This is a genomic window from Delftia sp. PE138 (genome assembly GCF_018320755.1).
Lineage (GTDB): Bacteria > Pseudomonadota > Gammaproteobacteria > Burkholderiales > Burkholderiaceae_C > Comamonas > Comamonas tsuruhatensis.
The window spans coordinates 963728-987017 of the sequence record NZ_JABEPN010000001.1 but is presented as its reverse complement, the minus strand read 5'-3'; the positions used below and the strand labels follow the sequence as shown (position 1 = coordinate 987017).

24 protein-coding genes are annotated in these 23290 nt (G+C 65.9%); 6 read left to right on the top strand and 18 right to left on the bottom strand.

Annotated elements, in window-relative coordinates:
• Positions 1-10: 10 nt before the first annotated feature.
• From HFGMBDPB_RS04465 to HFGMBDPB_RS04450, 4 genes are read right to left on the bottom strand one after another with little or no spacing between them, the layout of a single operon-like run.
• Entirely contained in the window at positions 11-721 is a 711-nt protein-coding gene (locus tag HFGMBDPB_RS04465; RefSeq protein ID WP_083393570.1) for a pilus assembly PilX family protein, read from the bottom strand.
• A gap of 11 nt (positions 722-732) precedes the next feature.
• A complete protein-coding gene (locus tag HFGMBDPB_RS04460) occupies positions 733-1803 on the bottom strand; it encodes a PilW family protein (protein WP_212644983.1) in 1071 nt (356 codons plus the stop codon).
• A 3-nt stretch (positions 1804-1806) separates the two neighbouring features.
• Positions 1807-2412 (bottom strand): type IV pilus modification protein PilV, encoded by a 606-nt coding sequence (gene pilV, locus HFGMBDPB_RS04455; RefSeq protein ID WP_167368397.1) that lies wholly within the window; start codon positions 2410-2412, stop codon positions 1807-1809.
• Between the two features lie 27 nt (positions 2413-2439).
• Positions 2440-3168 (bottom strand): GspH/FimT family pseudopilin, encoded by a 729-nt coding sequence (locus HFGMBDPB_RS04450; protein WP_249343343.1) that lies wholly within the window; start codon positions 3166-3168, stop codon positions 2440-2442.
• A gap of 95 nt (positions 3169-3263) precedes the next feature.
• On the opposite strand from HFGMBDPB_RS04450, the gene HFGMBDPB_RS04445 reads away from it, so the two are divergent.
• Positions 3264-5009 (top strand): phospholipase D family protein, encoded by a 1746-nt coding sequence (locus HFGMBDPB_RS04445; protein WP_074921126.1) that lies wholly within the window; start codon positions 3264-3266, stop codon positions 5007-5009.
• Here HFGMBDPB_RS04445 and HFGMBDPB_RS04440 read toward each other — a convergent pair.
• Positions 4969-6000, bottom strand: a complete 1032-nt coding sequence (locus tag HFGMBDPB_RS04440; protein ID WP_212644982.1) for a tRNA dihydrouridine synthase — start codon at positions 5998-6000, stop codon at positions 4969-4971. The genes HFGMBDPB_RS04445 and HFGMBDPB_RS04440 overlap by 41 nt on opposite strands.
• Positions 6001-6228: 228 nt before the next feature.
• Here HFGMBDPB_RS04440 and HFGMBDPB_RS04435 point away from each other — a divergent pair, with 228 nt between their 5' ends.
• Positions 6229-6774, top strand: a complete 546-nt coding sequence (locus HFGMBDPB_RS04435) for a hypothetical protein (RefSeq protein ID WP_212644981.1) — start codon at positions 6229-6231, stop codon at positions 6772-6774.
• 27 nt (positions 6775-6801) lie between these two features.
• Here the strand turns inward: HFGMBDPB_RS04435 and HFGMBDPB_RS04430 are convergent, their stop codons facing one another.
• From HFGMBDPB_RS04430 to HFGMBDPB_RS04405, 6 genes are all read right to left on the bottom strand, one after another.
• The gene (locus HFGMBDPB_RS04430) at positions 6802-8013 is read right to left on the bottom strand and encodes a N5-glutamine methyltransferase family protein (RefSeq protein ID WP_212644980.1); all 1212 of its coding nucleotides are present in this window, start codon (positions 8011-8013) and stop codon (positions 6802-6804) included.
• 50 nt (positions 8014-8063) lie between these two features.
• Positions 8064-8585, bottom strand: a complete 522-nt coding sequence (locus HFGMBDPB_RS04425) for a GNAT family N-acetyltransferase (protein ID WP_026062042.1) — start codon at positions 8583-8585, stop codon at positions 8064-8066.
• A gap of 256 nt (positions 8586-8841) precedes the next feature.
• Positions 8842-10278, bottom strand: a complete 1437-nt coding sequence (locus HFGMBDPB_RS04420) for an aldehyde dehydrogenase family protein (protein ID WP_212644979.1) — start codon at positions 10276-10278, stop codon at positions 8842-8844.
• Between the two features lie 210 nt (positions 10279-10488).
• Positions 10489-10848: a hypothetical protein gene (locus HFGMBDPB_RS04415; RefSeq protein ID WP_016447736.1), complete on the bottom strand. Its 360-nt coding sequence runs from the start codon at positions 10846-10848 to the stop codon at positions 10489-10491.
• A gap of 30 nt (positions 10849-10878) precedes the next feature.
• Complete coding sequence (gene clpB, locus HFGMBDPB_RS04410) at positions 10879-13491, bottom strand: ATP-dependent chaperone ClpB (RefSeq protein WP_212644978.1); 2613 nt, start codon at positions 13489-13491, stop codon at positions 10879-10881.
• A gap of 133 nt (positions 13492-13624) precedes the next feature.
• Entirely contained in the window at positions 13625-14533 is a 909-nt protein-coding gene (locus HFGMBDPB_RS04405; protein WP_212644977.1) for a helix-turn-helix domain-containing protein, read from the bottom strand.
• A gap of 104 nt (positions 14534-14637) precedes the next feature.
• On the opposite strand from HFGMBDPB_RS04405, the gene HFGMBDPB_RS04400 reads away from it, so the two are divergent.
• The gene (locus HFGMBDPB_RS04400; RefSeq protein WP_236884552.1) at positions 14638-15531 is read left to right on the top strand and encodes a DMT family transporter; all 894 of its coding nucleotides are present in this window, start codon (positions 14638-14640) and stop codon (positions 15529-15531) included.
• Positions 15532-15540: 9 nt separating this feature from the next.
• Here the strand turns inward: HFGMBDPB_RS04400 and moaE are convergent, their stop codons facing one another.
• Complete coding sequence (gene moaE / locus HFGMBDPB_RS04395) at positions 15541-16002, bottom strand: molybdopterin synthase catalytic subunit MoaE (RefSeq protein ID WP_017404080.1); 462 nt, start codon at positions 16000-16002, stop codon at positions 15541-15543.
• Between the two features lie 99 nt (positions 16003-16101).
• Here moaE and HFGMBDPB_RS04390 point away from each other — a divergent pair, with 99 nt between their 5' ends.
• The 3 genes from HFGMBDPB_RS04390 to dapA all read left to right on the top strand — a co-directional run bounded on the left by HFGMBDPB_RS04390 (position 16102) and on the right by dapA (position 17929).
• Positions 16102-16356: a hypothetical protein gene (locus HFGMBDPB_RS04390; protein ID WP_212644976.1), complete on the top strand. Its 255-nt coding sequence runs from the start codon at positions 16102-16104 to the stop codon at positions 16354-16356.
• Positions 16357-16364: 8 nt separating this feature from the next.
• Positions 16365-16709, top strand: a complete 345-nt coding sequence (locus HFGMBDPB_RS04385) for a hypothetical protein (RefSeq protein WP_212644975.1) — start codon at positions 16365-16367, stop codon at positions 16707-16709.
• Between the two features lie 284 nt (positions 16710-16993).
• Positions 16994-17929, top strand: coding sequence for a 4-hydroxy-tetrahydrodipicolinate synthase (gene dapA / locus HFGMBDPB_RS04380; RefSeq protein ID WP_016451198.1), 936 nt, complete (start codon positions 16994-16996; stop codon positions 17927-17929).
• Here the strand turns inward: dapA and HFGMBDPB_RS04375 are convergent.
• From HFGMBDPB_RS04375 to HFGMBDPB_RS04350, 6 genes are all read right to left on the bottom strand, one after another.
• Positions 17875-18228, bottom strand: a complete 354-nt coding sequence (locus tag HFGMBDPB_RS04375; protein ID WP_017404077.1) for a recombinase family protein — start codon at positions 18226-18228, stop codon at positions 17875-17877. The genes dapA and HFGMBDPB_RS04375 overlap by 55 nt on opposite strands.
• Positions 18229-18233: 5 nt before the next feature.
• Positions 18234-18509 (bottom strand): molybdopterin converting factor subunit 1, encoded by a 276-nt coding sequence (gene moaD, locus HFGMBDPB_RS04370; RefSeq protein WP_013801032.1) that lies wholly within the window; start codon positions 18507-18509, stop codon positions 18234-18236.
• Positions 18506-19741, bottom strand: a complete 1236-nt coding sequence (locus HFGMBDPB_RS04365) for a molybdopterin molybdotransferase MoeA (protein WP_212644974.1) — start codon at positions 19739-19741, stop codon at positions 18506-18508. The genes moaD and HFGMBDPB_RS04365 overlap by 4 nt, the downstream gene beginning before the upstream one ends.
• 10 nt (positions 19742-19751) lie before the next feature.
• Positions 19752-20312 carry a molybdopterin-guanine dinucleotide biosynthesis protein B gene (gene mobB, locus HFGMBDPB_RS04360; protein WP_016447747.1) on the bottom strand — a complete coding sequence of 187 codons (561 nt, stop codon included), beginning with the start codon at positions 20310-20312 and terminating at the stop codon, positions 19752-19754.
• 46 nt (positions 20313-20358) lie between these two features.
• On the bottom strand, positions 20359-21786 hold the full coding sequence (thrC, locus tag HFGMBDPB_RS04355) for a threonine synthase (RefSeq protein WP_016451195.1): 1428 nt from the start codon (positions 21784-21786) through the stop codon (positions 20359-20361).
• 140 nt (positions 21787-21926) lie between these two features.
• On the bottom strand, positions 21927-23276 hold the full coding sequence (locus tag HFGMBDPB_RS04350) for a homoserine dehydrogenase (RefSeq protein ID WP_016447749.1): 1350 nt from the start codon (positions 23274-23276) through the stop codon (positions 21927-21929).
• Between the last annotated feature and the right edge of the window lie 14 nt (positions 23277-23290).

Genomic DNA, 23290 nt, shown 5'->3' with positions numbered 1-23290 from the left:
TTCCCTCACCTCAAGGAAAGTAGATGGTCTGGAGCACCACCTGCGTGCGTTGCGAGTAGCCAAAGCCACGGGCTGTAATCCTGTACATATACGACCACTGATTTGCGTTCTCGCCCCGCGATGTGACCAGGGTTTCATCAAGATTCATCCGTACATGCTTTCTGCGGAAAATCTCTATCAGGTACTCGGGCTGCACGGCCACACCCGTAATGGCTGCAACGCCTGTATATGTTCCAAGCGGCACGCCTCCCGTAAAATTGCAGTTGGTTGCCTTGACCGGTGTTCGACTGGGCTTGGAGTCAAAATCGTCATTCCACAGCCCCCCTTTTCCGGTAGGCCACCAGGGCTCGGCAACTGTGGCGTTGTCCTTGGCGGCGGCAGCCCAGTCCGTGGTCGTATAGCTGGCATCAGCCATGTAGCAAAGCCCGCCCTTGCAGGTGGAAGAAAAGTCGTTGGGATTGAGCTCCTGAACTCCACGAGAGCAGGAGGCATTGGTGCGCAACGCGGTCTCGACATTCAGGATGTCCCGCTCCGCGTCCCGCAATGCCGATTCGGCCGCCTGGCGTGCAGCCTCCTGATCCTGCTGATTGCGTGCCAACCCCTCGGACAGGGTCGATTGCTTGACCATCCACAGTGTGATGCCCGTGATGGCAACCAGCAGCAGCATCACGACAACCAGCGCCACGCCACGTTGATGATTGATTTTTTGTTGCGACGACATGATCACGCGACCTAGTAACTTTGCTTCAGGCCATTGCGGGCGCCGAAAACCTGGACAAGCCGGGTATAGGTCTCTCCTGTCGGCTGGCTTTTTTCCACTTCCTGGCAATCCACATACTTCCGTTCACTGCCAGACTTGTCCGCGATTCGGGTTTTTCCATTGAGCGTCTTGGTAAGAATGCAGACCCGGATGGAGACAACACGCTGCCAGCCCGTCATGGTGACACCATTGATGCTGGCATTCGACAGGCCATTGACCTGTGCAGCCGTATAGAAGCGGTCCGGGGAAAGCGTCTGCTCCGACGAATACACGCCATAGGTGAATTGCAGGTCCTCGATGCCCGCCAGCAGCGGCTGATAGGCGGTGCTGTCAGCGGTGCCATGCGGACTTTTGCCATTGCCGCTGCAAACCAGGCTCTTGGTGTTCACTTCGGTCTGTCCCACGTATACAGTGCCTGCGCTGAGCGCATAGCGGTTGGAGCCGAACAGGGGCAGGCGTGGAGGCTTTCCATCAGCGATGGTCACGCCCTCGGCGTCCTTGTTGCGCTCGCTGTTGCTGGGGTCGGAAGCCACGTCCCGACCCGTGCAATCGAAACGCGAACCCGTTGCACCTCCCATCGAATCGCTGGTGAAGTAGTTGATCACGAGGGTATCAGGGTCATTGGCGGTCTCCGTCCCGCAGAGGCTGGTGGCAACGTCAAGCTTTGCACCATCGCAGCCATAGATCCCGGTCTGAAAGGCGGTGGGAGGCCAGCCGCTGGCCGGATCCGCCCAATCGGTAGACACCCGCGAAGCAGCAGGGATGGGCGGATAGGTGTCATACATACCGGTCTGGCTTACATCCACCGGGATGGGCAACGCTGGCGCCGGATAAAAGCCGGCATTCATAATTGCGCGCCCCATCATCTGCATGGCAAATGCCCCCGTCTCGGTGCTGACAGTACTGCGGTCCTGGGCGCGCTGGGAATCCACTGATGCCATGTACACAAAAACGGCGGCAAGAATGATGACCATGCTGATGGCCAGTGCCACCATCAGCTCCACAAGAGTCATGCCACGCTGTGGCTGGATGTGCGTTTTCATAGCTCAGGGCACGAAAGAAAAACGGGAGCAGCGCACCCCTTCGACCGCCTTGGCCTCTGCCGGACAACAGGTCTGCCGAGCCATGCCGCTCTGGTCGGCATTGCAGGTGGGTGCCTTCTGCAATGTGGCATCCGAGCTGCCGTCGGTGAACTCCTTGTCGAACCACATGAGGGTCACGGCAATACCGTCACGCTTGTTGCCCGAAAGCATGGCGGATCCCTGCGGCATGCTTTCGCGAACTTTCTGACGCCAACTCAGTAGATCAAAGGTGGCACGTTCACTGGAACTGCAGGCCGCGGAATTGCAATTCTTGGTCACGGTAAAGTTGCTGTTCTTTTGCTGCGTGGCCCAGTCCGCGGTAATCGTGTACAGAGAGGTCGTGCTACTGCCCTCCTGCATGAAGCTCGGGCCTGCGGCATCGGCGTTGATGCGAATGCGTTCGGACAGATCGAACACAAGACCGGTCCCTGCTGTGCGGGACATGGTGGTGATTCGGTACTTCGTCGTGGCAGCCTGCAGCCCCGCCAAGCCCAGCAGGCCAATAGACAGAATGATCAGCGCGACCATCATCTCGATCAGAGTCACGCCTTCATCGGTGCGGCGCGTCATTGAATGAGCAAATTTCATTCTTGGCCCTCAGCAGGACTTGTTGCCCGGGATGCTCCTGGAACGCCCCTGGGCATCTATGCAGATATTGGAGCCGTATCTCTTGGTGTAGGCACTGTCTTTGTCCTGATAGAACAAGCCAAACTGGGAAGAGCTCGGCAAGGACGGAGAGCCGGATGAGTTGAACATGATGGTTCTGAGCGGCTTAGTGCCTGCGGCAGAAAGAAGTACGTCGCTGCCGTTGGCCACCCGCGCGAAGATCAAATCACCATCCACAGCAGGCTTGGTAGCAGAGGCATCGCAACTGGTATTCAAAAAGGCAATCCAGCCGACCTGCCAGTCACTGCCCGTAGTCGTGCAGACAGGTGCCGCATCGCCCGCCTTGCTGCTCATGCACATGGTGACGCAGGTGTTGCGGCTTACAGATTCATTCCTGGCCCGAAGGATGCTCCCCGAGAACTCTCCACCCACGCCGTTCATCTTGCTTTTGACGATGTAGTCGCCAATGGAAGGTGCTGCCAGCATCGCCAGCACAGCGGCAATGCTTAGCGTCACCATCAACTCGATCAAGGTGAAGCCTTTTGCCTGCGTTGGCGGCGGTAACAGAAGCTTGCAAAAAGACATATTTTGATTATTACTTTCCACTTCGCAGCGCAGCGGACCGTTCAGCGGGCACAGGCCACCGCCTGTCTTGGCGCCAGACTGGTCTGGCAGGCTTGACGCGTTTTCGGCCACATCTGCAACAGATGAAACATGCAAAAATCCACAGGCGCCGTCCCCTTACAGACTATTCCCCAGCCTTCATCACCATGAGCGACTCGTCCTTACCCTTGAACCGGTTGCGCAAGTCGCTCATGGGCATGGCATTGCTTGCACTTCTGGCATCCACAGGATGCGCGGGGCTGCCGAACGACGTGGAAAGACCCGTGACCCATGCGCTGGTCGCGCCCCCTCAGTCAACGCCTTTAGGCCGCTTGCTGGAGCTGCAACGTGCCGAAACGGGCGCAAAACAGTCCACCTCCGCCTTCACCCTCCTGTCCGGCGCCCAGGCCGCCTACGGCGCACGGCTGGCCCTGGTCGAGGGTGCGCAGCAGACGCTGGACCTGCAGTACTACGCCATCCATGCCGACGAGAGCACGCAGCGCCTGCTGCGCGGCGTGGTGGAGGCGGCGCGGCGTGGCGTGCGGGTACGGGTGTTGCTGGACGACTTCCACAGCACGGGTGCGAATGCGCAGGTCATGCGGCTGGCCTTTGTGCCGGGCATAGAGATGCGCATGTTCAACCCGCTGGCGGGCGCACGCAGTTCCGTGCTGGGGCGGGCCTATACGCTGTTGACGGATTTCCAGCGGGCGCAGCAGCGCATGCACAACAAGCTCTTCATTGCCGACAACGCCATGGGCGTGATCGGGGGGCGCAATCTGGGCGATGCGTATTTCGACGCGGACAGCGCCAGCAATTTCGTGGACCTCGACGTGCTGGCTGCGGGGCCGGTGGTCGGCGATCTGTCACGCAGCTTCGACAGCTATTGGAACAACCCGCGCGCCTATCCGGTTCAGTCGCTCATCAGTCTCAAGGAGCTCAAGCAGCTGCGCGAGCGCTTTGCCGATGATGGCGATCAGGCGCAGGACGAGGACCCTACGCCTGCCGTTGCCGCCAAAGAGGCAAAGACGGCTGAGCAGGCCGCCGAACACAGCCGCATCATCTGGGACCAGCAGCCCATGGATTTGCGCAAGGCGCCATGGACCTGGGCCTCGGCCGCCGTGCTGGTGGACCAGCCGGCCAAGATCCCGCTGGACAGGGATGACAGCCCGAGCACCAGTGCGGACGCGTCTGCGCCAGCCACACCCGCCCCGAACAGCCCGCAGGCCAAGCCTGCTGGCACGCTGCCCATGGGCCAGCCAACTCCGGCCTTGCGCCAGGCGGCGCGCCCAGTGCTGGAGGCCGATTCGGTAGTGGACGGCCTGCTGGCCCTGGTCCGCAAGACGCGGCGCGATCTGCTGGTGGTCTCGCCCTATTTCGTGCCCGGTCCGGACATGATGGAGGCGTTTCGCGGCGCGCGGCAACGCGGGGTGCGCGTGCGCATCCTGACCAATTCACTGGCCTCCAATGACGCGCCCCTGGCCCATGCCGGCTATGCGCGCCACCGCAAGGCGCTGCTGGAGATGGGCGTTGAACTCTACGAGATGCGCAGCACGGCGGCCAGTGTCCGCTCTGCGTTTGGCTCGGGCAGCAGTGGCGGTGGCGGTCCTTCAGGCGCCACGGGTGCCTCGCGCGCCATGCTGCACTCCAAGCTGCTGGTGGTGGATGGTCACCTGGTGGCAGTCGGCTCGATGAATCTGGACCTGCGCTCGCAACTGCAGAACACCGAGATCGCCCTGCTCATCGCCAGCCGCGAGTTCGGCAGGCTGGCCACGCAAAGTATTGACGAGGGCCTGCAGGACGGCAGCTGGCGCGTGGAGATCGACAAGGATGGAGGACTGGTCTGGCGGGCCTCGGAAGACAGCGACCGCGCCGACGAGCACAGCGAGCCCGATGCCAGCTGGGGCCTGCGCCTGATGCTCAAGCTCCTGGGCCCGCTGGCGCCGGACCACCTGCTGTAGGCGGGCGACAGCGCCACAACCCCGCCCACTCCTGGCGCCGAGCCAGCGCCTGGACCCAGAGGGTGATCTCGCGCTGATCGGTCTGGGTGCGCACCTCCTGATAGGCCTGCTCGGCCTCGGGAAAGCGGCGGCGCAGCAGGTTCAGCCATTGCTTGAGACGGCCTGCGCGCTGGCGCGGCTCCAAGTCCTCGCAGACCATGTCCCAGAAGCGCTGAACCTGGGGCACGAGGTCGCTCCAGCACACCTCGGCGGCCGGGGTCTGCTCACCTTCAACGGCGGCGCGAATGGCCAGCGCCAGGCCCGGGTCGGCAACGATTCCCCGCCCCAGCATCAGGTCGCTGCAACCCGATTGCTCGCGGCAGCGCAGCGCCTCCTGCACCGTCCATATCTCGCCGTTGGCCACCACGGGCACGGTCACGGATTCGCGGATGCGCGGGATCATCTCCCAGTAGGCGGGCGGGCGGTAGCCATCGAGCTTGGTGCGGGCATGAACGACGATTTCGCAGGCACCGCCGGCCTGCATGGCCTGGGCGCATTCGGTCATCAGGGCGGTGTCGTTGAAGCCCAGCCGCATCTTGGCCGACACGGGCATGGCCGCTGGCACGGCGGCACGCACGGCGCCCACCACGCGCGCAATCTGTTCCGGGTCCTGCAGCAGCGCAGCGCCGCCGCCGTGGCGGTTGACCACCTTGGCCGGGCAGCCGAAGTTCAGGTCGATGCCCTCCGGCCCCAGGCGCGCCAGATTGGCCGCGTTGGCCGCCATGCTGTCCGGGTCCGATCCCAGCAACTGGGCCCGCACGGGCACCCCCGCCAGCGTCCGGCTGCCATTGTTCAATTCCGGCATGGTGCGCAGGAATACCTTGTCGGGCAGCAGCGTCCCCGTGACGCGGATGAACTCAGAGACGCAGCGGTCCGCACCGCCCACGCGCGTGAGCACATCGCGCAGCACGAAATCAAGCAAGCCCTCCATGGGCGCCAGCAACAGTCTCATCAGCTGTGTTCCGGGGCCTGCAGCCCCGTCTTCCTGTTACAGATCAAACAATATTCCTGCGGCCCGTATTGGCCGCCTGCCCCTTCGAATCGCCCCTCATCAAGGCGGCGGCAGGCGATTGTGCCCTTGCCGCAGCAAGTTGCACCGGACCAGTTGTCATGGCTTTTTCACGCCACGGTCATTCATGTAACGTGCAATCGGGGCTTGTCGGACTCCCCTGCCCCAACCATGCTGCTGCAAAAAACCGCCAAGGCCCTTGAAGAGCTGCAGCCCGGCCGGCGCAGCCTGCCGCTGCGCGAGCGCTCGGTGCTGCTGATGGCCGATGGCCGCACCGAGGAGCAGCTGCAGCAGGTGCTGGGTGCCCAGGCCAGGGAGCTGGTACAGCAGCTGATAGACAGCGGCCATCTTCAGCGCCTGGCCGGCAATGCCATCGAAACATCGCCCCAGCCGCAGGGCCCCGCGATGGCGCCAGCCGCTGCCAGGGAACCCTCTTCACCAGGCCCTGCCGCCACGCTGAATCTGGCCGGCACACGCATGTATCTGTTCGACCTGTGCGAGCGCATGTTCGCCAACCGCCATGAGGACAAGGCCCAGGTGCTGCGCCATCTGCTGCGCGAAGCGCGCGACCTGGCGGCTCTGCAGGCCGCCGCCTTGCAGCTGCTGCAGACCGTGCAGGAGCATGCCGGCAACGAGCGCGCGGATGCGCTGCGCGAGCGGCTGCAGCATCTGCTGCCCCAGCAGGCAAACGAGTCAATGGCAGCGCAAGGCGCCTGACCGGGATGAAAGCGTGGGTGCCGGCGATCAGCGAGGCGCCAGGCGCCACAGCGAGGTGACTTCGGCAGCGCGTGCGGCGTGCAGCGGATCGGCAGCGTCCGCAGCCTTCCCATGGCGCGGGCGGATGTCCTCTCGGCCCAGGACCTGCAGGCCAGCGGCCTCGATCCACTCCAGCAATTGCTCGCGCGAGCGCAGTTGCAGATGCTCGGCCAGATCCGACAGGATCAGCCAGCCTTCGCCGCCCGGCAGCAGATGCGCTGCAAGGCCTTGCACAAAGCCGCGCAGCATGCGGCTGCCTTCGTCGTAGACGGCCTGCTCCAGCAGGGAGCTGGCCTTGCCCGGCAACCACGGTGGATTGCAGACCACCAGGGCGGCCCGGCCTTCGGGGAACAGGTCTGCCTTGAGCAGGCTCACGCGCTGCGCCAATCCCAGTCGCTGCAGGTTGTCCTGCGCACAGGCCAGGGCCCGGTCGCTCAGATCGGTGGCCACCACCTGCCGCACGCCACGGTGCAGCAAGAGAGCGGAAAGCACACCCGTGCCCGTGCCGATATCCCAGACCGCGGCATCGGCCTGCTGGGCTGCGGCCGGCAGGGGCGCCTGCGCCACCAGATCCAGGTACTCGCCGCGCACCGGGGAGAACACGCCGTAGTGCGGATGAATGCTGAACTCCGGCATGCCCGGCACAGCCAGGGCCACGCCCTTCTTGCGCCACTCATGCGCGCCCAGCGCGCCCAGCAGTTCACGCAAGGGAACGATGACGCTGCGCGCACCCTGATCGGCGGGAATGTCGCCCCAGGCCTCACGGCAGGCCTCGCTCCAGTCCGGGGCGCGGCGCAGGGCGCAATGCCAGCTGGCATCGAGCTCGATCATCACGCTGGACAGAATGCGTGCCCGCTGCGCCAGCGCCTGGCGGTGCAGGTGGAAGGCATGGGGAAAGACAGGCTGGGCGTCTTCCTTGCCGGCCCGCCGATGGCGAGCCTTGGCGGACGTCTCACGTGCAGGCTTGTCCAGGCGGCGGCCCAGCGCCGACAGCAATTGCCTGGCATTCTGGAAATCGCCACGCCACAGCATCGCCTGGCCTTCGCAGGCCAGGCGGTAGGCGCTGTCGGCAGACAGGCTGTCGTCGGCGATGACGATGCGGCGCGGTGCGGTCATGGTGCTGTCCGCGCGCCACAGCGCTGCCTGCGTGGCCTCGTTCTCCTGCCATTGCAGCAGGGACCAGTTCTGGGAAGAGGACAAGGCCTGCTGCTCCGTGAGTGATTTAGGGGGAAGGCGGGTCGGAGACCCGATCAGTTCAGTGCGCGCTTGAGCCGCACTTCCTCGATCTTGAGACCGCCCACCTGGGCCGTCTTGGCGGTGGACATTTCGCGCTTGAAGCCGGCGAGCTCGTGAAAGCGCAGCGCGCGTTCATTGCGCAGCGGCACCCACGACGTGACATTGGTGCAGCCTTCTTCAAGCAGGCCGTCGCGTGCGGCGTCCCACAGGGCCACGCCCACACCCTGATTCCAGTGGGTAGGTGCAGCATAGATGGCCCAGATTTCACCGGTGGTCTGGCGCGACTTCTCATCGCGCGAGCGGTCGAAGCCGACGAAGCCGACGATCTTGTCGCCATCGATGGCGACCTGAACCTGGGGCTCGCAAAATTCAATGGCTTCGCGCCAATAGGCCTGGCGTTTTTCTACCGACGACATGCTCTTGAGCTGGTCATCGGGAACCAGACCTCGGTAAGCCTCCATGGCGGAAGCAGTATGGATCTGGGCAATCGCTTTTGCATCGCGGAGAGTGGCTGGACGAACCTGGATACTAGACATGGAAAAACCGAAACGAAAACAGGTGAAAATAGAAGGGCGTGATTTTCACCGGAATCGCGCTTTTTGCGTGCATCGAGCCCCTTAGCCATGCACGCAAGTACGGCTGTGCTCGTTTTCTTGCCCTCGGCAATCGGATGTGCTATGTGCTCTTCAAAAAAGAGCAGCTAGTGCATGCAACACAAGGCTCGCCAAGGAATCAGTTGACAATTCCTCACGATGCAGGCATGCCCGGCCGCACGCCCGATCGAGCCCTTGCTCACAGCCAGCGGCGCATCAGTTCCATGATGCGATCGAACTTCGCACCATAGGGCGGATACAGCATGGCGGCCCCTGACCAGCGCGACTGCACGAACACCGCCTTCTGATGGCTCAGCCGCGCAAAGCCCTGCTCCGAATGATAGGCACCCCAACCGCTGTCGCCCACGCCACCGAAGGGCAGGTTCTCGTGCGCGAAGTGCAGCAGGGTGTCATTGACCGTCACCCCGCCGCTGATGGTGCGTGACAGCACCGCATCACGCACCCTCTCATCGCGGCCGAACCAGTACAGCGCCAGCGGCCTGGGCCCGGCATTGATGGCCGAGACCACGTCGTCCAGCCTGTCGTAGCTGATCACGGGCAGGATGGGGCCGAAGATCTCCTCCTGCATGAGCTGCATCTGGCTGGTGGCATTGAAGACCAGGGCCGGTGCCATCTGGCGCTCCACGGCATCACCCCAGGCCATGTCCGCCCCCTCCTGGCTGGCGCCACCGTCCTCCATCCATTCGACATGGGCGCCCATGCCCTGGGCCTGGCGCAGCATCTGCCGCAGGCGGGCCAGGTGGCGCTTGGTGAGGATGGCGGCATAGTCCGGGTTGCCGGCAAAGCGCGGGAACAGCCGCTGCGCGGCGGCGCGAAAGGCCTCGGCGAATTCGGCCTCCTGTCCACGCGGCAGCAGCACGTAGTCGGGGGCAATGCAGGTCTGGCCTGCGTTGACGAGCTTGCCATGTGCGATCTTGAGCGCCGCCTCCTTCAGGTCGCAGTCGGTGGAGACGATGCAGGGCGACTTGCCGCCCAGCTCCAGCGTGGTCGGCGTCAGGTGCGCTGCGGCCGCCTGGGCCACGCGCCGGCCCACGGCCGTCGATCCGGTGAACAGCAGATGGTCGAAGTGCAGGCCCGAAAACTGCGTGGCCACGCTCACATCGCCCTCGATCACGGCGAACTCCTCGGGCGCAAAGAACTGCCCCACCAGCGCGGCCAGTTGCGCCGACGTGTGCGGCGTGAGTTCGCTGGGCTTGAGCATGACGCGGTTGCCCGCTGCCAGGGCCGTGATGGCAGGCCCCAGCGCCAGCTGCACCGGATAGTTCCACGGAGAGATCACCCCCACCACGCCCAGCGGCTGGCGCTCTATCCACCCACGGCCCGGCATGAGCATCAGCGGCGTGCGCACCCGCTGGCGCCCCGACCAGCGCGCCAGATGGCGCAGCGTGTGCTTGAGCAGGTTCCGCAGCACGAACAGCTCCACCATCTCGGTCAACCGTGGCGAGCGCATGCCGAAGTCGGCCTGCACTGCGGCAGCCAGCACGGGGCCGTGCTCGTCCAGCAGCTTTTGCATGCGCAGCAGCCTCTCGCGGCGCACCAGCAGCGGCACGTCCACCTGCGCCCGGCTGGCCTGGTACTGAAGTTCGAAGACGCGATGAAGATCCATCTGGGTCATAGGGCTCAATGGTAAGAAGACGCGGCAGACGCTCTCGTGCTGCACAGGCCGCCTGCGGGTTGGCTGGATACGGCGGCAAGCAGCCAGAACGGCTCGGAGAAAAAAAAGGGAGCCTTGCACGGGCTCCCGAGGGTTACAGACTATACGGGCCGATATGCGCGGCCTGGGCGCGAAGATGCGCAGGCCGCGTAAAGGCTGCAGCAAGACGCTTCAGGGCTCGCGCACTTCACGGGGCTGAACGTCGGTCACCTCGCCCGCTCCCGGCAGCACGCCTGCGCCTGCACCTGCGCGACGGCCACCGCCTTCAGCCGCGCCGTAGGCGCGCTGCGGGCGCTGGGCCATCCACTCGGAGCCGGAGCGGTAGACGGTCTGCCAGCCAGCCCGCGGGCTCATGCGCATGGCCCAGGGCATGACCGGCTGGCCGGTGAGCCTGGCCCACAGCGCCCGCACGGCCCAGACCAGGGCCAGCAGCGCTGCTGCGGTGAGCAGGCTGACAAAGAAGACCAGGCCCACAAGCATCAGCAGGATGCGAACGGCCCAGCGGGTCAGGGTGGCGACGAAATCGTTCAAAGCAAAGCCTTTCTTGGCTGGCCCGGTGCGTCAGGCGGAGTCTGCCGCATCGAACCGGAATACGCCCGGTTCCTGTACCGGGTCCACATGCACCGCAATCGTGCTCTTGGGCGGGAAGCGCCCTTCAAGCAGCAGTTTCGACAACGGATTCTCGATCCGCTGCTGTATCGCGCGCTTGAGCGGCCGGGCCCCGAAAACGGGATCGAAGCCCACCTTGGCCAGTTCGGCCAGTGCCTGGTCGGACACCTGCAGCGCAAGGTCCATTTTCTCCAAACGCCGCTCCAGCAGCTTGAGCTGAATCCTTGCGATCGACTCGATATTCTTCGCGTCGAGCGCGTGGAACACCACGGTCTCGTCGATACGGTTGAGGAATTCGGGTCGGAAATGGTTCTTGAGTTCCCCCCAGACCGCGTCTTTCACATCATCGTAATCCTCGCCGACCATGGCCTGGATCAGCAAAGAGCCTATGTTGCTCGTCATCACGATGACCGTATTCTTGAAGTCCACGGTGCGGCCCTGGCCGTCGGTCAGCCGGCCGTCGTCCAGTACCTGCAGCAGCACGTTGAAGACGTCGGGATGGGCCTTCTCCACCTCGTCGAGCAGCAGCACGCTGTAGGGCTTGCGGCGAACGGCCTCGGTCAGGTAGCCGCCTTCCTCGTAGCCCACATAGCCGGGCGGCGCGCCGATCAGGCGGGCCACGGAATGCTTTTCCATGAACTCGCTCATGTCGATGCGCACCAGATGGTCTTCGCTGTCGAACAGGAAGCCGGCCAGCGCCTTGCACAGTTCCGTCTTGCCAACGCCCGTGGGGCCCAGGAACAGGAAGGAACCGGTGGGCCGGTTGGGATCGGACAGGCCCGAGCGCGAACGGCGGATGGCGTTGGCCACGGCCGAGATGGCCTCGTCCTGGCCGACGACGCGGTCATGCAGCCGGTCTTCCATGCGCAGCAGCTTGTCCTTCTCGCCCTGCATCATCTTGGCCACGGGAATGCCCGTGGCACGGCTGACCACCTCGGCAATCTCTTCGGCGCCCACATGGGTGCGCAGCAATCTGTGGGCGGGCGCACCGCCCTGCCCTTGCTCGCTGGCCTGGGCTTCATTGAGCTGCTTTTCCAGCGAGGGCAGCTTGCCGTACTGCAGCTCGGCCACCTTGTTGAAGTCGCCCTTGCGCTTGAGCTCCTCGATCTGGATACGGATCTGGTCGATCTCCTTGCGGATCTGCTCGGAGCCCTGGGCGCTGGCCTTCTCGCTCTTCCACACGTCTTCGAGGTCGGCGTACTCGCGCTCCAGGCTGCCGAGTTCCTCCTCGATCAGTTGCAGGCGCTTTTGCGAGGCCTCGTCCTTTTCCTTCTTCATGGCCTCGCGCTCGATCTTGAGCTGGATCATGCGGCGCTCGAGCTTGTCCATGACCTCGGGCTTGGAGTCGATCTCGATCTTGATCTTGGCAGCAGCCTCGTCGATCAGGTCGATGGCCTTGTCGGGCAGGAAGCGGTCGGTGATGTAGCGGTGGCTCAGCTCGGCCGCGGCCACAATGGCCGGGTCGGTGATGTCCACGCCGTGGTGGGCCTCGTAGCGCACCTGCAGGCCGCGCAGGATGGCGATGGTGTCCTCGACCGAGGGCTCCTCGACCAGCACCTTCTGGAAGCGCCGCTCCAGCGCCGCATCCTTTTCGATGTACTTGCGGTATTCATCGAGCGTGGTCGCGCCGATGCAGTGCAGCTCGCCGCGCGCCAGCGCGGGCTTGAGCATGTTGCCCGCATCCATGGCGCCATCGGCCTTGCCGGCGCCGACCATGGTGTGGATCTCGTCGATGAACAGGATGATGCGCCCCTCTTCCTGGGCCACTTCCTTGAGCACGGACTTCAGGCGTTCCTCGAAGTCGCCGCGGTACTTGGCGCCGGCCAGCAGGCCCGCCATGTCCAGCGACAGCACGCGCTTGTTCTTGAGGCTTTCGGGCACCTCGCCGGCCACGATGCGCTGGGCCAGGCCCTCGACAATGGCGGTCTTGCCCACGCCGGGCTCGCCGATGAGCACGGGGTTGTTCTTGCTGCGGCGCTGCAGCACCTGGATGGAGCGGCGGATTTCGTCGTCGCGGCCGATCACCGGATCGAGCTTGCCGATGCGCGCGCGCTCGGTCAGGTCCAGGGTGTATTTCTTGAGGGCCTCGCGCTGGCCTTCGCCTTCGGCGCTGTCCATGGTCTGGCCGCCGCGCACGGCGTTGATGGCCGACTCCAGGCTGGAGCGCGTCACGCCGCTTTCCTTGAGCAATTGGCCCGCACGCGTGGAGGCGCCGCTGCTATCGGTCAGCGCCAGCAGGAACAGCTCGCTGGCAATGAACTGGTCGCCCCGCTTGAGGGCTTCCTTCTCGGTCACCTGCAGCAGGCGGCCCAGCTCGGAGCCGACCTGCACCTGGTCCTGATGCTGCACGCGCGGCAGGTCTGCCAGAGCCTTCTCGGCTGCGGCCTGCAGCTGCCCCACGTTGGCGCCGGCACGCTGCAAGAGCGAGCGCGGACCGTCGTCCTGGCGCAGCAGTGCCACGAGCAGGTGCAGGGGTTCGATGTTGGATTGGTCACCGCCCAGGGCCAGCGTTTGCGCGTCGGCCAGGGCTTCCTGGAACTTGGTTGTCAGTTTGTCGATTCGCATGGTGTTTCTTTTCGCTCCTGAAACAGGGTCATTGCGATTTATCTGATACCGGCAGGGCAAATTTCAAGCCATGCCCGGCCCGCAAGGACAGACGCTTGCGCCAGATCAAGGCCGGCGAGGCCGGCCATCCTTCTCAAGCATTGCGCTGAAAGATCGAGAACTGCGTAGGCGTAACGCCCAAATGCGCCCGGAAGCTGCGCACCAGGTGGCTGGCGCTGGAAAAGCCGCAATCCAGCGCCAGCTCGGCCAGCGGCGGCACGTTGCGCGCAGACAGGGCGCGCCGTGCCCGGGCCAGGCGCTGCTGCAGCACCCATTCGTGCACCGTGCAGCCCATGCTCTGGCGGAACATGCGTGCGAAATGGAATTCCGAAAGGCAGGCCTGTCTCGCCAGTGCCGGCAGCGACACGGCCTTGGAGTCATGCAGATGCGCCTCGATATGGGCAAGCACCCTGCGCCGCACGGCCGCAGAGAGCCCGCCCAGCGGCCGCTGCATCGCCTGCAGCTGGCGCGGCGTGGCGGACTGCAGCACCAGCCGGTCCACCAGCTGCTGGCCAATGGCATCGGCCGCCAGTTGCTGCTGCGGGTCCTGCCAGTCCAGCTGCATCAGCGCACGGGCACCGGCGTGGAAGGCCTGATCGTCCCCGTAGATCTGCGCACGCAAGGTGCGTGAGCGGGGCTCGGCATCCAGCATTCGGACCACGCGCCCCGCCCAGGCCAGGTCGGACACATACAGGTGCAGGAACTGCACGGGCGAGCGCACCAGCCAGTGCGATTCGTCCTCTGGCGTGAAGATGCAGATGCGCCCCGGCGCCCCCATGGCCTCGGGCCGCGCCTTGAGCTGCGAGCCCTCGCCGCCGGCCAGGTAGACCGACAGCGTGTGGTGGCCTGGCTGGCAGTAGCGCACCTCGTCGTCCACATTGGCCCAGACGGCCAGCTCCACCCCCTCGCTCAGGCGCACGCGCCGCTGCAGCCGGGCCTTGGAGCGTGACAGCACCTGGCACAGGTGGCTGGAGGGCAGCTCGGGCAGCGGCGTGGGCGTCATGGCAGCGATTGTGGTCCCGCAGCCATACCGACGCATGGCGCCAGGCCATCAAACCGCAGGAATCTGCCATGCCCGCCCAGCCTGCGGCGCCATCATCACCGGCCATGACTGCCACCCTCTATGCCCTGGTCGTGCTGATCTGGGGTTCGACCTGGATCGCCCTGAAGCTGCAGCTGGGCGCCGTGCCCGTGGAGCTGTCCATTGCCTACCGCTTTGCGCTGGCCGCCGTGCTGATGTTCGCCTGGCTGGCCTGGTCGCGCCAGCTGCGCGTGCCCCGCGGCCCGGCGCTGCCGCGCGTGCTGGCCCAGGGCCTGTGCCTGTTCAGCTTCAACTTCGTGTGCTTCATGCATGCCAGCGAGACGCTGGCCAGCGGCCTGGCCGCCGTGGTGTTCTCCAGCGCCAATCTCTGGAACGCGCTGCTGGCGCGCATCATCCACGGCCGCAGGCTGGCGCGCCATGTGCTGGCCGGCAGCCTCTTCGGCCTTGCAGGCCTGGTGGCGCTGTTCTGGCCCGAGCTGCGCGCAGGCCGGCATGCCAGCCTGCCCGGCCTGGCCTGGGCCGTGCTGGGCACGCTGTGCTTTTCCTGCGGGAACATGCTGTCGGCCTCGCTGCAGTCCATGGGCTGGCGGCCGGCCCAGACCAATGCCTGGGGCATGCTGGCCGGCACGCTGCTGCTGACCGGCTATGCGCTGGTGGCGGGCCTGCCCTGGCGCTTCGATGCCAGCTGGACCTATGTGGGCTCCTGGCTGTACCTGGCCATTCCAGGCTCGGTGATCGCGTTCACGGCCTACCTGACCCTGGTGGGTCGGCTGGGCCCGGAGAAGGCGGCCTATGCGACGGTGCTGTTCCCCATCGTTGCGCTCAGTATCTCGGCCCTTTTCGAAGGCTATGTGTGGACGCCGCTGGCCGTGGGTGGCCTGCTGCTGGTGATGTTCGGCAACCTGCTGGTGTTCCGGCCGCCGCAATGGTTGCGGGGTGCCGCACTGCGCAGGGCCTGAAGCGTCAGCTCACTGGCGCCAGCGCGCCAGCGCCTCTTCGTCGCTGACGCGCGCATCCACCCAGCGCGCGCCCTCGGGCGTCTGTTCCTTTTTCCAGAAAGGCGCCAGCGACTTGAGGTAGTCCATGATGTATTCGCAGGCCTGGAAAGCCATGCCCCGGTGCGATGCGGTGACGGCCACGAGCACGATCTGGTCCATGGGCTGCAGCGGGCCGATGCGGTGGATGACGCGCGCGCCATGGATGCCGAAGCGCTGCACGGCCTCGTCGATGATGGCCTCGATGGATTTCTCGGTCATGCCCGGGTAGTGCTCCAGCTCCATGCTGGCCACGGTGGCGCCCTCGTTGCGGTCGCGCACGGTGCCTATGAAGCTGCAGACCGCCCCCACGCGGGCGTCGCCGGAGCGCAGGGCGGCGAGTTCGGCCGATACGTCGAAATCCTCGGTCTGGATGGATACACGGGCTGCTTGCATGCCCGCATTGTCGCAGGGCGGCGGCGCGCCAGAAGGCGATGAACGCGGTAGCATTGCCCTCCCCCGCCCCCAGCGCTTTTTTGCTGCGGCGGGCCACGCATGGCCACACTCACGATCACCACCCCCGAATACATGCTCTACCCCTCGCCGCGCAACGAGCAGCGCGTGGTCTACGAGCACCAGCTGTTCGTGCCCCATCCCTACACCATCATCCACCTGCCCGACTACGGCTTTCGCGGCAAGGCCACGCTGTTTGCAGCCCACCGGCTGGGCGACGGCAAGATGGGCCAGCTGGTGAGCTGCGAGCTGGCCGAAGACATCGCACGCTTCGAACGCCTGTTCGAACCCGATTGAGGCGCGCCATGGACGAGACCAGCCAGATACAGCCGCCGCCGAGCTTTGCCGCCCTGTATGCCGACCGGCACGGCCGGCTCAAGTCATCGATTGCAGACGTGGTCGGGCGCTATGAACTGTGCGAGGACCTGGCCAGCCACCTGGTCGAGCAGGCGCAGACGCTTTACCACTCCGGCAACTCCTCGGAGCAAGGCGTGCTGCTGGGCATGCACGCGGGCCTTGCGGCCGATGGCTCCATCGTCAGCCCTGGTGAGGCGCGCTGGATCGTGCAGCGCCTGGCCGAGCTGCTGGAGTGGCAGGCACCGCTGCTGCCCGATGCATCAACCCCTCCCGGCGCCGAAGGCGCAGCCTGAAGGTCACCACCGAGGCGCTCAGGCGCGCTACACTGCGCGCCATGCCTGCAATCTTTGCCTTCCCCACATGCCACGGCGATGCCGTGTGCCTGTGCCTGGGCAAAGCCTGCAAACCCCAGCTCGTCTGACCGGAGCTGAGGTTCCGTCCAGATGAGCGACGGAACCGGCCCGGCAGCCTCCATCTCCCCTTCCCGCATCCCTTCAGGCGCCTGCCTTTCCGCCCTCGGTCTGGCCGGTGGCTGCGTCCGGTCGTTCATTGTTTGAATCACCCGAAGGGATCTTCCATGTCTTTGCCTTCCACCACCTCGCCGCAAGCCCGATTCCAGGGGCTGTGGCTTCCGCTGGTCACGCCCTTTCTTCCTGGAGATGAGGCGGCGGTGGACCACGGGGCGCTGCGCGCCCTGGTGCAGCACTACAACGCCAGCGGCATCGCCGGCTACGTGGCCTGCGGCTCGACCGCCGAGGCCGCCGCGCTGAGCGAAGCGGAGCACGATGCCGCCCTGTCCACCATCCTCTCAGCGGCCCAGGGCATGCCCGTGGTCATGGGCGTTTCGGACTGCCACCTGGGGCATGCGCTGGCCCGCGTTCAGGCACTGAACGCCCTGCCGCTGGCCGGCATTCTGGTGCCCGCGCCGCATTACATACGCCCGTCGCAGGCAGGCCTGCTGCAGTGGTTCACGGCGATTGCCGAGCGCAGCGCCCATCCGGTCATCGTCTACGACATTCCCTACCGCACCGGCGTGGTGCTGGAGCTGGCCACGCTGCGTGCGCTGGCCGCCCATGAGCGCATCGTGGCAATCAAGGATTGCGGGGGCGATGCCGCCAAGACCCAGGCACTGATCGCCGATGGGCAACTGCAGGTGCTGGCCGGCGAAGACGCGCAGATCTTTTCCACGCTGGCCCTGGGCGGCGCGGGAGCGATTGCTGCCAGCGCGCACGCGCATACAGGGCACTTCGTCGAGCTGATGCAATGCCTGGAGCGCGGCGACCTGCCCGCTGCCCGTGCGCTGTGGCAGCCGCTGCAGCCGCACATCGCCGCCTGCTTTGCCGAGCCCAACCCCGCCCCCATCAAGGCCTTGCTGGCGCAGCAGGGCCGAATGCGGGCAACGCTGCGGGCGCCCATGCAGCCGGCATCGGCCGCGCTGGCGCAGCGGCTGGCCGGGATTCAGCTGCCGCTGCTGCCGTCCGCAGACAGTGTTGCCGAACGCAGGTCCGCGTAGCGGTTCAGGATGCGCTGCACCTGACCGTGCGTCCACTCGCCACCCCGGGCCGCGGCAATGCCGCGCGCATTGAGTTCGGCGGCCATGGCGCGGTGCGTCAGGCCGCGCGCCTGCAGTTCGGCGAACAGCGCCTCATGCTGCTGGGCGAAGGCATCGGCCGTGGATTTGCGCTTTTCCACGGTGGCGCGCAGGTTGTCTGCGCCTGCGCGGCCCAGTTGCACGCCGCGCGCCTTGGCTTCGGACAGGGCCTTGCGCGTGCGTGCGCTGATGGCCTGGTCCACGGGCTTGTCGGTGGTCATTTGGGTCAACCTCCGGTCACGGGGGGGAAGAAAGCCACCTCGTCCCCCTGCCGAATGGCGGCGCCGGCATCGCACAGGACCTGGTTCAGCGCCATGCGCACGGCCTTGCCAGGGGCCAGCGCTTCGGCGGCGGCACCGCCACGCGCAATCAGTTCCTCACGCAGCGCGCCCACGGTGGCGGCCTCGGTGGACAGGGTTTCGCTGCCCGTGCCCAGGGCTTCGCGGATGGAGGCGAAATAGCGCACGGTGATGGTGATGGCGATGGGGACGGCCTGGCTCATGACAGCAGCTCCGAAAAGGCGATGAAGCGCACCCGGTCGCCCGGCGCAATGGCCTGGCCTGGCGGGTTGTCCACCACGCCATCTCCCCAGGCTGCCGAGGTCAGCACGCCCGAACTCTGGTTGCGGAACAGCTCCAGGCCACCGCCCTCGTTGTAGCGCACGCGCAGGAATTCGCGGCGCTTGTCCCCGCGCGGCCAATGGAAGTCGGCGCGCACCTCGACCGAGCGCGGCAGCGCCTGCTGCACGCCCTGCAGGCGCAGCACGAAGGGGCGCACCAGCAAAAGGAAGGTGACGAAGCTGGAGACCGGGTTGCCGGGCAGGCCGATGAAGTGGGCAAAGCCTTCGCCCTCGCGGTTCACGCGGCCATAGGCAAAGGGCTTGCCGGGCTTGACGGCGATCTGCCAGAGGTCGAGCTGGCCCAGCGCCTGCACGGCGGGCTTGACATGGTCTTCCTCGCCGACCGACACCCCGCCGCTGGTCAGGATCAGGTCATGCGCGCGGGCCGCCTCGCGCAAAGCATCCACAGTGGCCTCGCGCCGGTCGGGGACGATGCCGAAGTCGGTGACCTCGCAGCCCATGCGCTGCAGCAGGGCGCGAAGGAAGAATCGGTTGCTGTTGTAGATGCTGCCGGGCGGCATCTGCTCGGGCGCGACCGTGCCCGGCATGACCAGCTCGTCGCCCGTGGAGAACAGGGCCACGCGCGGCTTGCGTGCCACGCGCAAAGAGGCCAGGCCGATGCTGGCGGCCAGGCCCAGCTCGGCCGGCGACAGGCGCGTGCCGGCCGCGATGACGGTGGCGCCGCGCCGGATGTCCTCGCCCGAGCGGCGTATCCATTGCCCGGCCTCGGGCCGCGCCTTGATGCGCACGCGGCCGTCTTCCAGGACTTCGCAGTCTTCCTGCATGACGATGGCATCGGCACCTTCGGGCACCGGAGCCCCCGTGAAGATGCGCGCCACCGTGCCCACGGCCAGCGGCTGGCCCACGGCGCCTGCGGGGATGCGCTGCGAGACGGGCAGCTCGGCATTGCCCTGCGTGCATTCGGCGCTGCGCACGGCGTAGCCGTCCATGGCGCTGTTGTCCTGGGGCGGCACCTGCAGCGGCGAGACGGCGTCGGCCCGCAGCACGCGGCCATCGGCGTCAAAGCAGTCCACGGTGTCATCGCCAGCCAGCGGCAGTGCCTGGGCCAGCAGTTCGGCCAGCGCTTCATCGAGGGGCTTGAGCGGGGCTCGCATGGTTTTTCTCCTAGTCTTGGCCGCTGTCAGGTGCACGGTAGCGCAGGCGCTCCCCCTGATCCAGCAGCCATTGCAGTATCTGCGCTGGCGCGTTGAGGTCCAGCACGGGCTGGCGCGGCGGCTCGGGCAGGCGGGCCGGCGCATCGGTTGCCACGGCCAGCACATGGGGATCGTGCGGGAACAAAGGCGCCTGGGTCTTGCCGGCGCTGGTGCGCTCGGGCTGCTCGCGCCAGATTTCTATCTTGGGAAGATCGGCGTGCTTGAAACCCTCTACCAGCACCCAGTCCACGAGGGGGTCCAGCTCGGCCAGCATGTCGTGCACCGACAGCTCCGTGGGCCTGGGGAATTCGCGCATCAGCGCCAGACGGCGATCAGAAGCCAGCACCACCTCATAGGCACCCGCCTTGCGGTGGCGCCAGCTGTCCTTGCCCTCGTGATCGACATCGAAATGGTGGTGGGCATGCTTGACCACCGAAACGCTGAGCCCCTGCGCACGCATCAGCGTGATCAGGGGCTCCACCAGGCTGGTCTTGCCCGAGCCGGAGTAGCCGGCGAAGCCGATGACCTTCATCGCCATGCACTCCAGCTGCGGACCTGCGGACAGCCCGGCCGTGGCATCAGTCGCAATGCCGGGCGATGTAGGCCTTGACCTGCTCGGCGTCGGCCGGCAAGTCGGTCACGCGCTTGGGCAGGTCCTCGATGCCTTCGAACTTGGCCGGGCGATCGGGCAGGCGGCCCAGGGCCTCCTCGATGGTGGCGGCGAACTTGATGGGCAGTGCCGTCTCCAGCACGATCATGGGCACGCCGGCCTGCAGCTGCTCGCGCGCCACCTTGACGCCGTCGGCCGTGTGCGTGTCGATCATGGTGCCGAAGCGCTCGAAGGTATCGCGGATGGTGGCCAGGCGGTCGGCATGCGTGCTCTTGCCGCTGACGAAGCCGTAGCGGGCAGCAGCTTCCTGGAACAGCGGGTTGCCGCCCAGGTCGAAGCGGCCCTGGCGTGCCACGCCCTCGGCGAACAATTCGCGCGTGGCTTGGCCATCACGGCCCAGCAGGTCGAACACGAAGCGTTCGAAGTTGCTGGCCTTGGAGATGTCCATCGAGGGGCTCGATGTCTCGTAGGTGTGCTCGCTGCCGCGCACCACGTAGGCGCCCGTGCGGAAGAACTCGTCGAGCACGTCGTTCTCGTTGGTCGCCACCACCAGGCGTTCGATCGGCAGGCCCATCTGGCGCGCCACATGGCCGGCGCAGATGTTGCCGAAGTTGCCGCTGGGCACCGTGAAGCTGACCTTCTGGTCATTGCTCTGCGTGGCCTGCAGGTAGCCGGCAAAGTAGTAGACGACCTGGGCCAGCAGGCGGGCCCAGTTGATCGAGTTGACCGTGCCGATCTTGTACTTCGCCTTGAAGGCGTGGTCGTTGGAGACGGCCTTGACGATGTCCTGGCAGTCGTCGAACACGCCTTCGATGGCGATGTTGTGGATGTTGGCATCCTGCAGGCTGAACATCTGGGCCTGCTGGAAGGGGCTCATGCGGCCGCGCGGGCTGGTCATGAACACGCGCACGCCTTTTTTGCCGCGCATGGCGTACTCGGCGGCGCTGCCGGTGTCGCCGCTGGTGGCGCCCAGGATGTTCAGCTCCTCGCCACGGCGGCCCAGTTCGTACTCGAACAGGTTGCCCAACAGCTGCATGGCCATGTCCTTGAAGGCCAGCGTGGGGCCGTTGGACAGGGCTTCGAGCCACAGGCCGTCTTCCAGCGGGCGCAGCGGCGTGATCTCGGCCGTGCCGAACACCTGCTGCGTATAGGTCTTGGCGCACAGGGCGCGCAGATCCTCGGCCGGGATGTCGTCGATGTACAGGCTCAGGATCTCGAAGGCCAGCGCCGCGTAGCCCTGCTCCTTGTAGATGCTGCGCAGCTCGCCCAGGCGGGCGGCATCGATCTGCGGATAGTGCTCGGGCAGGTACAGCCCGCCATCGGGCGCCAGGCCCTCGAGCAGGATGTCGCAAAAGCGCTTGCGGTCCGCGTGGCCGCGCGTGGAAAGATAAAGCATGTCGCTTCCTCGTCAGTATTCTGTGAGACGGGGCGCGGCCGATGCCAGGGATGCCGAGCAAGGGCCGCCCCGCAGCGAGGGCGTCGTCCCCCTCCCGCGTGCGAGAGAGGGGGAAGCGGCGCAGCCGCTCAGGGGGTGTCTTAGTTCAACTCTTCCTTGCGGATGCGGTTGATAGGGGCCAGCACCGTGGGCAACTGCTGGATCTGCGCCAGGGCAGCATCCATGTCGCCTTCGCGCGTGGCGTGGGTCAGGATGATCAGGTCGGTCTGCGGCACGCCCTGGCTGCCTTCGCTGTCGCCGCTCACCTCGCCAGCCTCGCGCTGCAGCAAGGCATCGATGCTGATGCCGGCACCGGCGAGGATGCTGGTGATCTTGGCCAGCACGCCGGCTTCGTCGGCCACGCGGATGCGCAGGTAGTAGCTGGTGACCACCTCGCTCATGGGCAGCACGGGCAGCTCGCCACCTGCGGCGACCAGCGTGTTCGACTGGAAGGCCAGCGGGGGCACGCGGTGCTCGGGGTCGGCCGTGTGCAGGCGGGCAATGTCCACCAGGTCGGCAATCACGGCGCTGGCCGTGGGCTCGGAGCCCGCGCCCTTGCCGTAGTACAGCGTCGTGCCCACGGCGTCGCCATGGACGACGACGGCGTTCATCGCGCCTTCCACGTTGGCGATCAGGCGCTTGGTCGGCACCAGGCTGGGGTGCACGCGCAGCTCGATGCCCTTGTCCGTGCGCTTGGTGATGCCCAGCAGCTTGATGCGGTAGCCCAGTTGCTCGGCGTACTTGATGTCGGCCGCAGACAGCTTGGTGATGCCTTCCACATGCGCCTTGTCGAACTGCACGGGAATGCCGAAGGCGATGGCGCTCATCAGCGTGACCTTGTGGGCGGCGTCCACGCCTTCGATGTCGAAGGTCGGATCGGCTTCGGCATAGCCCAGGCGCTGGGCCTCCTTGAGCACCACGTCGAAGTCCAGGCCCTTGTCGCGCATCTCGGACAGGATGAAGTTGGTCGTGCCGTTGATGATGCCGGCCACCCACTGGATCTGGTTGGCCGTCAGGCCTTCGCGCAGCGCCTTGATGATGGGGATGCCACCGGCCACCGCCGCTTCGTAGGCCACCATCACGCCCTTCTCGGCGGCGGCCTTGAAGATTTCGCTGCCATGCACGGCCAGCAGGGCCTTGTTGGCCGTGACCACATGCTTGCCAGCGGCAATGGCCTCCAGCACCAGGGCCTTGGCAATGCCGTAGCCGCCGATCAGCTCGATCACCACGTCGATCTCGGGGTTGGCGATGATCTCGCGCGCATCGCCGACCACCTTGGCCGTGTCGCCCACGACGGAGCGTGCGCGTTCCGTATCCAGGTCGGCCACCATGGCAATCTCAATACCGCGGCCCGCGCGGCGGCGGATCTCTTCCTGGTTGCGCTGCAGCACGTTGAAGGTGCCGCTGCCCACGGTGCCAATGCCCAGAAGGCCTACTTGGATCGGTTTCATAAACTACTTGCCAG

Coding starts and splice junctions, on each gene's coding strand:
- HFGMBDPB_RS04460 (WP_212644983.1), bottom strand. CDS start 1,803: ATGAAAACGCACATCCAGCCACAGCGTGGCATGACTCTTGTGGAGCTG.
- HFGMBDPB_RS04465 (WP_083393570.1), bottom strand. CDS start 721: ATGTCGTCGCAACAAAAAATCAATCATCAACGTGGCGTGGCGCTGGTT.
- HFGMBDPB_RS04375 (WP_017404077.1), bottom strand. CDS start 18,228: ATGACCACCGACAAGCCCGTGGACCAGGCCATCAGCGCACGCACGCGC.
- HFGMBDPB_RS04420 (WP_212644979.1), bottom strand. CDS start 10,278: ATGACCCAGATGGATCTTCATCGCGTCTTCGAACTTCAGTACCAGGCC.
- HFGMBDPB_RS04425 (WP_026062042.1), bottom strand. CDS start 8,585: ATGTCTAGTATCCAGGTTCGTCCAGCCACTCTCCGCGATGCAAAAGCG.
- pilV (WP_167368397.1), bottom strand. CDS start 2,412: ATGACGCGCCGCACCGATGAAGGCGTGACTCTGATCGAGATGATGGTC.
- clpB (WP_212644978.1), bottom strand. CDS start 13,491: ATGCGAATCGACAAACTGACAACCAAGTTCCAGGAAGCCCTGGCCGAC.
- moaD (WP_013801032.1), bottom strand. CDS start 18,509: ATGAGCCAGGCCGTCCCCATCGCCATCACCATCACCGTGCGCTATTTC.
- HFGMBDPB_RS04385 (WP_212644975.1), top strand. CDS start 16,365: ATGGACGAGACCAGCCAGATACAGCCGCCGCCGAGCTTTGCCGCCCTG.
- HFGMBDPB_RS04365 (WP_212644974.1), bottom strand. CDS start 19,741: ATGCGAGCCCCGCTCAAGCCCCTCGATGAAGCGCTGGCCGAACTGCTG.
- mobB (WP_016447747.1), bottom strand. CDS start 20,312: ATGAAGGTCATCGGCTTCGCCGGCTACTCCGGCTCGGGCAAGACCAGC.
- HFGMBDPB_RS04435 (WP_212644981.1), top strand. CDS start 6,229: ATGCTGCTGCAAAAAACCGCCAAGGCCCTTGAAGAGCTGCAGCCCGGC.
- HFGMBDPB_RS04445 (WP_074921126.1), top strand. CDS start 3,264: ATGGGCATGGCATTGCTTGCACTTCTGGCATCCACAGGATGCGCGGGG.
- thrC (WP_016451195.1), bottom strand. CDS start 21,786: ATGCTTTATCTTTCCACGCGCGGCCACGCGGACCGCAAGCGCTTTTGC.
- HFGMBDPB_RS04400 (WP_236884552.1), top strand. CDS start 14,638: ATGACTGCCACCCTCTATGCCCTGGTCGTGCTGATCTGGGGTTCGACC.
- moaE (WP_017404080.1), bottom strand. CDS start 16,002: ATGCAAGCAGCCCGTGTATCCATCCAGACCGAGGATTTCGACGTATCG.
- HFGMBDPB_RS04350 (WP_016447749.1), bottom strand. CDS start 23,276: ATGAAACCGATCCAAGTAGGCCTTCTGGGCATTGGCACCGTGGGCAGC.
- HFGMBDPB_RS04405 (WP_212644977.1), bottom strand. CDS start 14,533: ATGACGCCCACGCCGCTGCCCGAGCTGCCCTCCAGCCACCTGTGCCAG.
- HFGMBDPB_RS04390 (WP_212644976.1), top strand. CDS start 16,102: ATGGCCACACTCACGATCACCACCCCCGAATACATGCTCTACCCCTCG.
- HFGMBDPB_RS04440 (WP_212644982.1), bottom strand. CDS start 6,000: ATGAGACTGTTGCTGGCGCCCATGGAGGGCTTGCTTGATTTCGTGCTG.
- dapA (WP_016451198.1), top strand. CDS start 16,994: ATGTCTTTGCCTTCCACCACCTCGCCGCAAGCCCGATTCCAGGGGCTG.